The organism is Pseudomonas mendocina (genome assembly GCF_003008615.1).
In the GTDB taxonomy this organism is placed as follows: Bacteria; Pseudomonadota; Gammaproteobacteria; order Pseudomonadales; family Pseudomonadaceae; genus Aquipseudomonas; species Aquipseudomonas mendocina_C.
Map to the genome: position 1 here is coordinate 1094179 of NZ_CP027657.1, position 13145 is coordinate 1107323.

At 59.8% G+C, this 13145-nt stretch carries 12 protein-coding genes; 3 read left to right on the forward strand and 9 right to left on the reverse strand.

Features of this window, described 5'->3' with window-relative positions:
* Window positions 1-216: 216 nt before the first annotated feature.
* The 4 genes from msrQ to ilvC form a co-directional block, all read right to left on the reverse strand.
* Window positions 217-843: a protein-methionine-sulfoxide reductase heme-binding subunit MsrQ gene (gene msrQ / locus C7A17_RS05120; RefSeq protein ID WP_106737001.1), complete on the reverse strand. Its 627-nt coding sequence runs from the start codon at window positions 841-843 to the stop codon at window positions 217-219.
* Window positions 843-1853, reverse strand: coding sequence for a protein-methionine-sulfoxide reductase catalytic subunit MsrP (msrP, locus tag C7A17_RS05125; RefSeq protein WP_106737002.1), 1011 nt, complete (start codon window positions 1851-1853; stop codon window positions 843-845). Before msrP ends, msrQ begins: the two co-directional genes overlap by 1 nt.
* A gap of 66 nt (window positions 1854-1919) precedes the next feature.
* Window positions 1920-2735 carry a CDP-diacylglycerol--serine O-phosphatidyltransferase gene (gene pssA / locus C7A17_RS05130; RefSeq protein ID WP_106742747.1) on the reverse strand — a complete coding sequence of 272 codons (816 nt, stop codon included), beginning with the start codon at window positions 2733-2735 and terminating at the stop codon, window positions 1920-1922.
* 147 nt (window positions 2736-2882) lie between these two features.
* A complete protein-coding gene (ilvC, locus tag C7A17_RS05135; RefSeq protein WP_106737003.1) occupies window positions 2883-3899 on the reverse strand; it encodes a ketol-acid reductoisomerase in 1017 nt (338 codons plus the stop codon).
* A 125-nt stretch (window positions 3900-4024) separates the two neighbouring features.
* Here ilvC and ilvY point away from each other — a divergent pair, with 125 nt between their 5' ends.
* Window positions 4025-4906, forward strand: a complete 882-nt coding sequence (gene ilvY, locus C7A17_RS05140) for an HTH-type transcriptional activator IlvY (protein WP_106737004.1) — start codon at window positions 4025-4027, stop codon at window positions 4904-4906.
* 54 nt (window positions 4907-4960) lie between these two features.
* Here the strand turns inward: ilvY and ilvN are convergent, their stop codons facing one another.
* Together ilvN and C7A17_RS05150 are read right to left on the reverse strand one after the other, a co-directional pair.
* Complete coding sequence (ilvN, locus tag C7A17_RS05145; protein WP_106737005.1) at window positions 4961-5452, reverse strand: acetolactate synthase small subunit; 492 nt, start codon at window positions 5450-5452, stop codon at window positions 4961-4963.
* 2 nt (window positions 5453-5454) lie between these two features.
* Window positions 5455-7179: an acetolactate synthase 3 large subunit gene (locus C7A17_RS05150; RefSeq protein ID WP_106737006.1), complete on the reverse strand. Its 1725-nt coding sequence runs from the start codon at window positions 7177-7179 to the stop codon at window positions 5455-5457.
* 401 nt (window positions 7180-7580) lie between these two features.
* Here C7A17_RS05150 and C7A17_RS05155 point away from each other — a divergent pair, with 401 nt between their 5' ends.
* Window positions 7581-8015 (forward strand): DUF4124 domain-containing protein, encoded by a 435-nt coding sequence (locus C7A17_RS05155; protein WP_106737007.1) that lies wholly within the window; start codon window positions 7581-7583, stop codon window positions 8013-8015.
* A gap of 18 nt (window positions 8016-8033) precedes the next feature.
* Here the strand turns inward: C7A17_RS05155 and C7A17_RS05160 are convergent, their stop codons facing one another.
* Genes C7A17_RS05160 through mrcB form a run of 3 tightly spaced genes read right to left on the reverse strand, consistent with a single transcriptional unit; the run spans window position 8034 to window position 11429 of the window.
* On the reverse strand, window positions 8034-8363 hold the full coding sequence (locus tag C7A17_RS05160) for a YqcC family protein (protein ID WP_106737008.1): 330 nt from the start codon (window positions 8361-8363) through the stop codon (window positions 8034-8036).
* On the reverse strand, window positions 8363-9067 hold the full coding sequence (locus C7A17_RS05165) for a tetratricopeptide repeat protein (RefSeq protein ID WP_234035887.1): 705 nt from the start codon (window positions 9065-9067) through the stop codon (window positions 8363-8365). Before C7A17_RS05165 ends, C7A17_RS05160 begins: the two co-directional genes overlap by 1 nt.
* Window positions 9068-9110: 43 nt before the next feature.
* On the reverse strand, window positions 9111-11429 hold the full coding sequence (mrcB, locus tag C7A17_RS05170; protein ID WP_158704641.1) for a penicillin-binding protein 1B: 2319 nt from the start codon (window positions 11427-11429) through the stop codon (window positions 9111-9113).
* A 114-nt stretch (window positions 11430-11543) separates the two neighbouring features.
* Here mrcB and C7A17_RS05175 point away from each other — a divergent pair, with 114 nt between their 5' ends.
* On the forward strand, window positions 11544-13106 hold the full coding sequence (locus tag C7A17_RS05175) for a bifunctional aminoglycoside phosphotransferase/ATP-binding protein (protein WP_106737010.1): 1563 nt from the start codon (window positions 11544-11546) through the stop codon (window positions 13104-13106).
* Window positions 13107-13145: the final 39 nt, after the last annotated feature.

Genomic DNA, 13145 nt, shown 5'->3' on the forward strand with positions numbered 1-13145 from the left:
CGCTGTCAACCACCTCTTTCAAACCGCTTTCGATCCATTCGACCGAAGCATCAACAGGATCAAACCACCACCCCGTCGACCCGTGCGCATTCTACACACCACCTCCAGCTTTGCAACCCCTCTTTTAAACTTAACTTATTGATTAACAAGAAGTTTTTGAAGAGCTTCATCGCTGAAGTGGCGCGCATTCTACCGCCAGGGAACGGCACGTCAAGCTTATATTTCAATTTTCTTCGGATTCTCTCCCCATGTCGTACCCGCCTTCCGCAACAAAGCAGCTATATAGGGCAAGCGCATCAACAGCAGCACGCCCCCCGCGAGAGCATAGGCAAGCCACTCGGACAGATCAGCACGCACCACCCACAACATGTGCAGCAGAGCCAATAGTAGAACGACGTAGACCAGTCGATGCAGCGCTTTCCATTGACGTCCCAGCCTTCTGATACTGAGTCGGTTGGAAGTGGCCGCCAGAACCAACAACCCGGAGAAAGCCAGCGCACCGACGATTATGTAAGGACGCTCGGTGAGATCTCGCAGCACCAGCTCCAACCTCAAGCCTGCGATGAATAGCACATAGCCCGAAAGATGCAGAACGGCATAGGTGAAGCTCCATAAACCCACCTGACGCCGTACGGCAATCCAGCCACCCCAGCGAGTGAGCTGCTGCAGCGGTGTCATCGCCAGGGTGATCAACAACAGGATCAGCGCCCCAAGGCCCAGGTTATCCACCAGTACCTTGCCAGGATCAGGCCCGAGCAGTCCGAGCACCGCGCAGTACAACCAATAGAGAGGCGACACCATCGCAACCACGAAGATCGCAATGCGCCAGAGCCGATACCGCATCAGTAATACTTCCTCAGATCCATGCCCGTATAAAGCTCGGCCACTTCTTCGTAGCCATTGAACATCCGCGTATCGACAACGTTGGGACTGAACAACCCACTGGGCAGGCGTCGCTCCGTCGCCTGTGACCAGCGCGGGTGATCGACTTGAGGATTGACGTTGGCATAGAAGCCGTACTCGTTCGGCGCAATGCGCTCCCAAGTGGTTTTCGGCGCCTGATCGACGAGACTGATGCGCACAATGGACTTGATGCTCTTGAAGCCATACTTCCAAGGTACGACCAGACGCAGCGGCGCACCGTTCTGAGCGGGCAATACTCGCCCGTACATGCCAACCGCCATGAACGCCAGCGGATGCATGGCTTCATCCAGACGCAGCCCTTCCACATATGGCCAATCGATCAAAGAGAAACCCGAGCGCTGTCCCGGCATATGCTCGGCATCGACCAGAGTTTCGAAACGCACATAACGAGCCGCTGATGTCGGCTGAACCTGCTTGAGCAGATCAGCCAGAGGAAAGCCCAACCAGGGAATCACCATGGACCACGCCTCTACACATCGCAGCCGGTAGATGCGCTCCTCGAACGCATGCGGCTTGATCAGATCCTCGATGGCATAGCGCCCGGGCTTGGCAACTTCGCCATCGACCATGACGCTCCAAGGCTCGACCTGCAACTTGCCAGCATTGGCAGCTGGATCGCCCTTGCCCGTACCAAATTCGTAGAAGTTGTTGTAGTGCGTCGCATCCTTGAAGGGCGTAATGCTCTCACCTTCAGCGACGACTGCCTGCCAGCGGGTTCCCGCTAATTTCTCTTCGAACCAGCCCGGCGCCTTGGCCGGCTCCGCATCAGCATACGTACCCAGGGTATCGGCACGCGCCCACCCCGGCATGGCCCCCACTGCAGCCAAAGCCAGCGAAGCCTGCATCAGCTTGCGACGGGAGAGATAAACGGACTCAGGGGTGACTTCGGACTCTAAAGCCCGGGAGGGGGGAGGAACTCGGATGAGCATGGCGACTCCGCGACGACAGTTCGAGAAACGAACTGTAGACCACGGAGCGCGAAAGAAATTACAGAGTCACGCAGATTTACGACGACGCAGTTGCAGCAGGTACTGAACCGGACCGGAAGCGGCATAAGCCAGGAAAATCAGTAGCAGGATACGGGGCGGATCACTGAACACCACCGCGAAGACCAGCACCACAGCCAGGATGGCCACGAACGGCACGCGCCCTTTCAGATCCAGATCCTTGAAGCTGTAGTACTTGATGTTGCTGACCATCAGGCAGCCTGCGGCGGCAACCAGCAACGCCACGGCAAAGGCCATGTTCGAGCCTTTGATACCGAAATCGCTGAATGCCCAGACGACACCAGCCACCACCCCCGCAGCAGCCGGACTGGCGAGACCGATGAAGTAGCGTTTATCGACACTACCGATCTGCGTATTGAAACGGGCTAGGCGCAAGGCGGCGCCCGCCACATAGATGAAGGCGACCATCCAGCCGACCTTGCCCATGCTGCCCAATGCCCACTCGAAGGCAAGCAGTGCCGGCGCGACACCAAATGCGACCATATCGGAGAGCGAGTCGTATTCGGCGCCGAAGGCGCTTTGCGTGTTGGTCAGGCGAGCAACACGGCCATCCAGACTGTCGAGCACCATAGCCACGAAAACAGCAGCGGCGGCGACATAGAAGTTGCCGTTCATGGCATTGATGATGGAGTAGAAACCGGCGAACAGGTTGGCCGTGGTGAACAGGTTAGGCAGCAGATAGATGCCACGGTGACGAACCTTGCGCCCCTCGGCGTCCTGCCCTTCCTCTATATGCTCATCGATCGGCAGCAGGCTTTCGGTATTTTCGCCTGCAGGCTTTTGATCTTCGGAACCTTCACTCATGAACAGCACCTTGCAACGGGTTTGACAGATTTCGACCGGGACGACTGAGCTCAGTTCGCCAGCCAGCGAGCTGGCTTTATACCAGAACCCTTGCCCCAGAATGAAAAAACGCGGCATAGAGCCGCGTCTTTTCACACATCGCAGACCTTAGTTCTTGGTCTTGTCGACGATCTTGTTGGCTGAAATCCACGGCATCATCGCACGCAGTTTCTCGCCAACCACTTCGATGCCGTGAGCAGCATTGTTGCGGCGATAAGCAGTCATCGACGGGTAGTTGGCAGCGCCTTCGGTGATGAACATCTTGGCGTACTCGCCGTCCTGGATGCGCTTCAGCGCATTGCGCATGGCTTGGCGCGACTGCTCGTTGATCACTTCCGGACCAGTCACGTACTCACCGTACTCGGCGTTGTTGGAGATCGAGTAGTTCATGTTGGCGATGCCGCCTTCGAACATCAGGTCGACGATCAGCTTCAGCTCGTGCAGGCACTCGAAGTAGGCCATTTCCGGCGCGTAGCCAGCTTCGACCAGGGTTTCGAAACCGGCCTTGACCAGCTCGACGGTGCCGCCACACAGAACAGCCTGCTCACCGAACAGGTCGGTTTCAGTCTCGTCCTTGAAGGTGGTTTCGATGATACCGGTACGGCCGCCGCCAACGCCCGAAGCGTAGGACAGAGCAACATTCTTGGCGTTGCCGGAAGCATCCTGGTAAACGGCGATCAGATCAGGAATACCGCCGCCCTTGACGAATTCGGTGCGTACGGTGTGACCCGGAGCCTTCGGCGCGATCATGATCACGTCGAGGTCAGCACGCGGAACGACCTGGTTGTAGTGGATCGAGAAGCCGTGGGAGAAGGCCAGGGTAGCGCCCTTCTTGATGTTCGGCTCGATCTCGTTCTTGTACAGCTGGCCCTGGAATTCGTCCGGGGTCAGGATCATCACCAGGTCGGCAGCAGCAACGGCGCTGGCAACGTCAGTCACTTTCAAGCCATGGGCTTCTGCCTTGGCAACGGTGGCAGAGCCTTTACGCAGGCCAACGGTGACATCCACACCGGAATCTTTCAGGTTGCAGGCCTGGGCATGGCCCTGGGAGCCGTAACCGATGATGGCGACTTTCTTGCCCTGGATGATGGAGAGGTCGCAATCTTTGTCGTAATAAACTTTCATGTTCTTGGCTCTTATGTATCGAAAAGGATGGGGTGCTAGCACCGCGACACAGGCACCTTAAGTGATCCGCCCCATTGCGTAAAATGATATATTTGCAACACAACATGCCGATATATGAAACGCCGATGGATAGCCACGCACTTCGCCTCTTTCTTTCCCTTGCAGACAACCTGCACTTCGGCAGAACCAGCCGCGAGCAGCATGTCAGCCCGTCCGCGCTCAGTCGCAGCATCAAACAACTCGAAGACGAACTCGGCGTCCCACTCTTCGTCCGCGACAACCGCTCGGTTCGCCTGACCCGTGAAGGGCAGAAATTCCGCGAGTACGCGAGCGAGGTCATGAACGGCTGGCAGGCCATTCGCCAGACGTTCATGGAGGATCAGTCCATCCTGCATGGCGAGCTTTCCCTGTACTGCTCGGTAACGGCGAGCTACAGCTTCCTCTACGACATTCTCAGCAGCTTCCGGCAGGACTATCCGCGCATCGAAATGAAGCTGCACACTGGCGATCCAGCCAAGGCCGTCGAGCGCGTACAACAGGGACTGGAAGACCTGGCTATCGGCGCCCGCCCCGACCATCTGCCAGCTGGCATCGACTTTCAGTCGATCACACGCTCGGAGCTACGCTTCATCGGGCCGCAGTCGCCTCAGCTACTTACCGAAGAGCAACTCAAGCACCCGACAGCGGAGAGCTGGAAGGACGTGCCGATGATCCTCTCGGAAGAAGGCCTCGCCCGGGTTCGCACCGACCGCTGGCTGAAAAGTCATAGCATCAAACCACGCATCTATGCCCAGGTGAGCGGCAACGAAGCCATCGTCAGCATGGTGAGCCTGGGCTTCGGCATCGGAGTGGTACCGCAGATCGTTCTCGACAACAGCCCTCTGACCGCGCGCATTCGCATCTACGACATTCAACCGCCGTTGACCGCCTACGACATCGGCCTGTTCGCCCTGGAAAAACGCCTCAAGGATCCGTTGATCGCAGCCTTCTGGAACCGCCAGCAATAACCGTCGACGAAAAAAAAGCCCCGCACTTGGCGGGGCTTCATTTGAGCGTTGCGATCAGACACTCAGTACCTTGTCGCCGCGCGCGATACCGGTAACGCCACTGCGCACGGTTTCCAGGATCGACGCCGTGCCAATGGCCTGGATGAAGCTATCCAGCTTGTCGCTGGTACCGGTCAGTTGCACGGTATAGACGCTACTGGTCACGTCCACGATCTGACCGCGGAAGATGTCGGTGGTACGCTTGACCTCGGCACGCTGGGCACCGGTGGCCTTGATCTTCACCAGCATCAGCTCGCGCTCGATGTGAGCACTCTCCGACAGGTTGACCAGCTTGACCACCTCGACCAGCTTGTTGAGGTTCTTGGTAATCTGCTCGATCACCTCATCCTGGCCCACGGTGGTGAGAGTCAGACGCGACAGCGTCGGATCCTCGGTCGGCGCTACGGTGAGGCTTTCGATGTTGTAGTTACGCTGGGAGAACAGACCGACCACACGGGACAGTGCGCCCGGCTCGTTTTCCAGCAGCAGGGAAATGATGTGTCGCATGCTCAGGTCCGCTCCGTCTTGCTCAACCACATGTCACGCATAGCGCCGTCCCTGATCTGCATCGGGTAGACGTGCTCGCTGGTATCCACAGCAATGTCGAGGAACACCAGTCGATTTTTCAATGCGAAGGCTTCTTCAAGTCCGGGCTTGAGGTCTTTCAGCGCAGTGATGCGCATGCCCACATGACCATAGGCCTCAGCCAACTTGACGAAGTCCGGCAGCGACTCCATGTAGGAATGCGAATAACGGCTGTTGTACTGCATGTCCTGCCACTGGCGAACCATGCCCAGCGCGCCGTTGTTCAGGTTGACGATCTTAACCGGCAGGTCGTACTGCAGGCAGGTCGACAGCTCCTGGATGTTCATCTGGATGCTGCCTTCACCGGTCACGCAGGCCACGTCGGCATCCGGGAAGTTCATCTTGACGCCCATCGCAGCCGGGAAGCCAAAGCCCATGGTGCCCAGGCCACCGGAGTTGATCCAGCGATTGGGCTTGTTGAACCTGTAGTACTGCGCCGCGAACATCTGGTGCTGACCTACGTCGGAGGTGACGAAGGCATCGCCGTGAGTCACTTCGCACAAGGTTTCGATCACAGCCTGCGGCTTGATGACGGAACCGTCGCCCTCGTTGTAGGGGAACAGACGGCCGCCACCGCGCCACTCGTCGATCTGCTTCCACCAACTGGCAACGGTGTCCTTGTTCGGGGTTTCACCGATTTCCTTGAGGATGGCGACCATCTCGGTCAGCACGCTGTCCACCGGACCGACGATCGGAATGTCGGCCTTGATGGTCTTGGAGATCGAAGCCGGGTCGATGTCGATGTGAATGATCTTGGCGTTCGGGCAGAACTTCGCCGCGCCATTGATCACGCGGTCATCGAATCGCGCACCAACGGCCAGGATCACGTCGGCATGGTGCATGGCCAGGTTGGCGGTGTAGCTGCCGTGCATACCGAGCATGCCGAGGAACTGGCGATCGGTACCCGGGTAGCCACCAAGCCCCATCAGGGTATTGGTAACCGGCAAATTGAGCATCTGCGCCAATTCGGTCAGCGGCGCGGAGGCATTGCCCATGATCACGCCACCGCCGGAATACATGACCGGACGCTTGGCGGCCAGGAGCATCTCGGCAGCCTTGCGAATCTGACCGGAGTGGCCACGTACCGCCGGGCTGTAGGAGCGCAGCTTGACCTTCTTCGGGTAGACGTACTCGAACTTCTGAGTCGGGTCGCCCATATCTTTCGGAATATCGACCACGACCGGACCGGGGCGGCCGGATTCGGCGAGATAGAACGCCTTCTTCAGCACCTCAGGGATTTCTGCTGGGTGCTTGATGATGAAGCTGTGCTTCACGATAGGACGGGAGATACCGACCATGTCGGTTTCCTGGAAGGCATCGGTACCGACCATGGCGCTCGGCACCTGGCCGGAGATCACCACCATTGGAATGGAGTCCATATAGGCAGTCGCAATACCAGTGATGGCATTGGTCGCACCAGGGCCGGAGGTCACCAGCACCACACCGGCCTTGCCGGTGGCGCGGGCATAGCCGTCAGCCATATGGGTCGCGGCCTGTTCATGACGCACCAGAATGTGAGTCACTTCCGGCTCTTTGAACAGGGCATCGTAAATGTGCAGAAGAGCACCACCAGGGTACCCATAGATGTGCTTAACGCCTTCGTCACGCAGGAAGCGGACGACCATTTCAGCGCCAGATAAAAGCTCCACGTTGTTCACCTCTTGAACGCCAGTATGCCACCCACGAACGGGTAGCCCTAAGTAGGTTCTTACTGTCAGCGGACATGCACGACGGTGATCGTGGATTCAGAACATCAGCTTGACGAGTAACGGAGCAGCCCATGGTCTTGCGGGGCTGGCCCTCCCAGCGCGAGGTAACGCGTTGCGGGTGTCACGGTTCGGCGCGGGTAGCGCCTCTTTTCCCCGAGCTGCAGGACGCTTGCGGCGGACTCCACTACGAGGAAGGCTGGATTGTTCGGGTTCGGCAGAGGCAAGTCAAGAGATGTGTAACCTATTATTCGATCTTCTGCTGTGACGCAGCGCAGGATGAAGATTGTTGGCTTTTGGTTATAGTAACCAGCAGCACCGCAGCTCTCGACAAAGGAAACAGCATGCGCCACATGATCCTTACTGGCACCTTGATGCTCGCCCTGAGCACAACTGCCATGGCCAGCCAGATTTACAAGTGGGTGGACGAACAAGGCGTCACTCACTTCGGCGCGCAGCCCCCGCAGGGTCAGCAGGCGACGACGGTCAACACCTCCGCCCCACCTCCCCGCCCTGCCAGCGGCGAGCCGCCGCCAACCGTAGAGGAGCAGCTCGACCCCGAGCAGGCGGCCATCGACAAGAAGGTCAAGGAAGATGTGGCGAAGCAAGAGGCCGAACGCAAGCAGTACTGCGAGAACGCCCGCACCAACCTGGCTCAGCTGGAAAACAATCCACGCCTGCGCATCGAAGATGCTGGCGAAGTGCGCCGTATCGACGAGAACGAACGCCAGGAACGCATCACCGAGCTGAAGAAATCCATCGCGGAAAACTGCAAGTGATGCAGAGCGCGCACGCCGTCAGGACGTGCGCGTGATCAGTTGATCGAACTCGCCAAGCAATTCCTGCAAGCGGCGCGCAATGCCCGCCTGCTGCTGATAGACCATCTCAGCCATCGCCTGGATTCCTGACACCGACGGCAATGTTGCCCCGGCCTCCAACAGCTGCTTCATCCGCGGCAGAAAAATCCACTGCAGCCATTGTTCGAAGGACAGCGTATCGACGCAGAACGGCTCCTGACTGGCCAACGCCTCGGCGCTCGGCGCCTCGTCCTGCCACCAACCGAGAACGCGCAATTCGCGCTCGATCAGTAGCAACTGCTCGGCCAGCAGAGCAACCCGGCTTTCCATCACAGATTGACCCTGGCACGCTCACGCGCCTGAGCAGCGCCGGCTGGATCGCCCTGACGTTCACGCGCCTGGGCGATCAAATCCCACAAGCTGGCCTGTAGCGCCGGACGCCCGGAAGCATAAGTCAGACCGCGGCGGGCGAATTGCTCGGCCTGGGCCGCATCACCCTGAGCCAGACGCACCTCAGCCAGGCGATAGAGCACTTGCGGCTCACGCGGAGCAATGCGCTGAGCACGCTCGAGGCTGGATGCGGCGCCATTGAGATCACCACCGCCCTGCTGTTGCTGAGCGGTGGTCAGCAGCGCCAGCACTGGCCCGTCCAGCTGTTCGTCAGCAGCCAGACCACCACCGCTGGGAATGCCGCTGGGCATGCTCGGAGCCGAGGAGCCAAAACTACCTTGAGTCGGCGCAGAGGGCTGGCTGCTCACGGGCGGATCGAACGTCAGGCCACCACTGGAAGTGATTGGCTGCGAGCCGGTCTGCAATGGAGTCGAAACGGCGCCTTGCGGCACCATCACCACCACGCCGGAATCCTCTTCGATGCGCTGCGGCGTGGCGGCCGGGCTAGGCGTACTCGCCGAACCAGAGCCACCGGACGAGAGCGGAGAGCCGGCATCGATCACCGGAATCGAACCCTGCGGCACCGTACTGCAACCACCCAGAACTACCGTCGCCAGCATCGTGGCAAGCCACTTCTTGTTCACATCCAATCCTCTTCAGGTAACACCGAGCCATTCGGCTCGGCCGTCAATCCAACCAGCCACGTACCCAGTCCATCACCGACTCGACCGGTGCCTGGATACCGCAGGCGGAGCCCGGGGCAGGTTCACTGCCGCGAATATAAGGCATCTGTACCGCGTTCGGGCAGCCCGACGCCGAGCCGAGACCGGTCTGACGATCCACCCAAGCCTGGGTAATATTGTCCGGCATAGGCATATCCAGGGGTAGCGGGTCGGCCTTGCGCATGAAACCGGTCCACACCTGCAGAGCGCCAGTCGCCCCCGTCAGCGGAGTGGGGCCATTGTCGTCGCGACCGAGCCAGACCACCGACAACAGATCCTGACTGAAACCGGCGAACCAGCTGTCGCGCGAGTCATTACTGGTACCGGTCTTGCCGGCCAGATTCAGCGAACTGGGCAATTGGCTGTACACCGAGCGCCCAGTGCCTTCGCGCATGGTGCGCTGCATGGCGTTCTGCACCAGATAGATGGCGCCCGGATCGAAGCGCTGCTGGATCTGGAATGGATAACGCCCGAGCGGCTCGCCTTCGGCAGTCAGCACGCTGCGAATCCCGCGTAGCGGCGTATTGAAACCGCCATTGGCCAGGGTCTGGTACATACCTGCCACTTCCATCGGTGTCAGTGCGCCAGCACCCAGCAGCATCGACGGGTAGGCCGGCCATTTGCGCTCGACGCCCAGTCGCTCGAGGGTCTTGAGCACGTTGGGCACACCGATTTCCAGGCCGAGCTTGGCCGTGGACAGGTTGTAGGATTGCGCCAGCCCCTGGTACAGATAGATGGTGCCGTGGGCCTTGCGGTCGTAGTTCTGTGGCGTCCAGACCTGGCCATCCTGCCCCTTGATAGAGAATGGCTCGTCCTCCAGCCAACTGGTCAGGGTGTACTGGCTCGGGCGTTCCAGCGCCGACAGGTAAATCGCCGGTTTGATCAGCGAGCCAATCGGCCGTACCGCGTCCAGCGCCCGGTTGAAGCCGGCGAAACGCGGCTGGCGACTGCCGATCAGCGCCTGGATCTCACCGGTTTCCGGGTTGGTCACGACCATCCCCGCCTGCACCTCATCCACACCCTTGCGGCCGGCCAGGCGTTTGAGCGTCTCGGCCAACGCCTCCTCGGCCTTGAGCTGCAGCACCGGATCGAAACTGGTGAAGATACGCAGGCCTTCTTCAGTCAGATCCTGCTCACGGTAGTCTTCACGCAACTGGCGTTTGACCAGATCGAGGAACGCGGGGAAGGAACTGTCAGCCATGCTCCCGCGAGAAGTGACACCCAGCGGCTTTTGCTTGGCGGCGGCGGCCTCCTCGGCAGTGATCGAGCCCTGCTCGGCCAGCAGATCGAGCACCAGGTTGCGGCGAGCCAGCGCGCGCTCAGGATTGCGCCGCGGATTGAAATAGGTCGGCCCCTTGACCATACCTACCAGCAGCGCCACCTGCTCCAACTTGAGCTCGGAAACCGGCTGACTGAAGAAATACTGACTGGCCAGACCAAAGCCGTGCACTGCGCGCTGACCATCCTGACCGAGGAATACCTCGTTCATGTAAGCCTCGAGAATCTCGCGCTTGTCGTAGTGCAGTTCGAGCAGCACCGCCATCATGGCCTCGGTGGCCTTGCGCAGCAGGGTGCGTTCGTTGGTCAGATAGAAGTTCTTCACCAATTGCTGGGTCAGGGTACTGCCGCCTTGAACCAGCCGCCCCGATGAGGCGTTGATCCAGAGCGCGCGAGCGATGCCCTTGGGCGACACACCGAAATGATCGAAGTAATCGCGATCCTCGACCGCCACCAACGCATCGATCAGGTAGGCCGGCACCTGATCCAGCTTGATCAGGATGCGATCTTCCTGATGCGCCGGATAAAGCCCACCGATCAGCAGCGGTTCCAGTCGCGCCACCGCCAGGTTACCGCCGTCAGCCTGCGTCAGTCCGGCTACATAATCGCCGGAGAAACGCACTCGTACTTTCTGCGAAGGCTCGGCGCCCTCATAGAACTGGAAGCCGCGGCTGTGCAGCTCGATATTGTTACCGGCCACCGATACCGCACCCGGCCCCTGAACCGTACTCTCACGGCGATAGCCCAGCGCATCGAGCTCGCGCAGGAAGTCGTCCTTGGCCAGCTTCTGGCCGACGAACAGTTCCAGCGGTCTGGCATAGACCTTGGCCGGCACCGTCCAGCGCTTGCCGGAGAATTTCTCCTGCACCACGGCATCGAGGTAAACGGCAAAAACGGCAAGGATCACCAGGCCGACAAGGCCGAGCTTGAGCCCCCAGCCAAGCCAGGGACGCATACCGGACGAGCGGGGTTTCTTGTTTGAGCGGGGGGAGCGTTTTCGAGTCATGGCGGGATTATACGCACTTTACATAGGAGCCAGCAGGCCGCCCGGATGGTTTGCAGAGCCGCTCACAGCGGCCATAATGCCGAGCTCGAACAGCGTCTAGAACAAGGATCGAACGTGAGCCAAGCCCTGATTGCCGCATTGCAGAACCCGGCCCTGTATCCGCATCCTGTGGATGGATTTCAGGTGATTGAGACCCACATTTCCTGGGTTTTGCTCACTGGCCCCTACGCCTACAAGATTAAAAAACCAGTCAATTTCGGCTTTCTCGATTTCACCGAGCTCGACGCACGTCGACATTTTTGTGCTGAAGAGCTGCGTCTAAATCAGCGCCTGACCCAGGATTTGTATCTGGAAGTGTTGCCGATCGGTGGCAGTGAAGACGCTCCCAGCCTCGACGGCAGCACACCCGCCATCGAGTACGCGCTGAAAATGCGCCAGTTTCCGCAGGATCAGTTGCTCAGTGCCGTGCAGGCACGTGGCGAGCTGGGCAATACGCATATCGATGCACTGGCCGAGCAAATCGCTGCCTTTCACCTGAGCGCTCCGCGAGTGGCGCAGGAACATCCGCTGGGTACCGCCGAAGCGGTAATGACGCCGGTGCAACAGAACTTCGACCAGATTCGTCCGATGCTCAGCGACAAGGCCGATCTGCTGCAACTCGACGCCCTCGAAGCCTGGGCCCAGTCCAGCTATGAGCGCCTGTACCCACTGCTGAGCGAGCGTAAGAAACAGGGTTTCATCCGCGAATGCCATGGCGACATTCACCTAGGCAACGCAGCGCAGATCGATGGCCGCGTGATGCTGTTCGATTGCATCGAGTTCAACGAGCCCTTCCGCCTGACCGACGTCACCGCCGACATCGCCTTCCTCGCGATGGATCTCGAAGACCGCGGCCTCAAGTGCCTGGCACGACGCTTCATCAGCGCCTGGCTGGAACACACCGGTGACTATGCCGCGCTGCAACTGCTGAATTTCTACAAGGCCTATCGTGCGATGGTGCGCGGCAAGGTCGCCCTGTTCCGCCTGGGCCAGGAACAGGATCCGGTGCAGCGTGCCGTGATCCTGCGTCAGTACCGCGGCTATGCCGCGCTGGCCGAGAGCTACAGCGCCATTCCCTCCCCCTTCCTAGCCATCACTCACGGCGTCTCTGCCGTGGGCAAGAGCCATGTCGCCATGCGCCTGGTCGAAGCCCTCGGCACCATCCGTCTGCGCTCCGATATCGAGCGCAAGCGCCTGTTCGGTGAGCAGACCGACGCCTCCAAGGATCAGCTTGCCAAAGGCATCTACAGCGCCGAAGCCAGTCAAGCGACCTACGATCGCCTGCACCAACTCGCACGCGAGACGTTGCTGGCCGGTTTCCCGGTAGTCATCGACGCCACCTATCTCAAAGCCGGGCAACGTCAGGCCGCGAGCGAGGTCGCCGAGCAGACTGGCGCTCCCTTCCTGATCCTCGACTGCCACGCACCGGAAGCCGTGATCGCCAGCTGGTTGGCGCAACGCCAGCAAGACGGTACAGATCCTTCCGATGCGACGCTCGAGGTGATCCAGGCGCAGCAAGCTGCTCGCGAACCACTCGACGATGAAGAAGTGATCCACAGCAAGCGCGTCGACACCCATGACAGCGCCAGCCTGGATAGCCTGGTCGAGCGTATCCGCCAGCGCCTGCCGGGAATCTGAGCCTCATTACTGGTTGGCGCCCCCTGCCAGGCAAAGCCT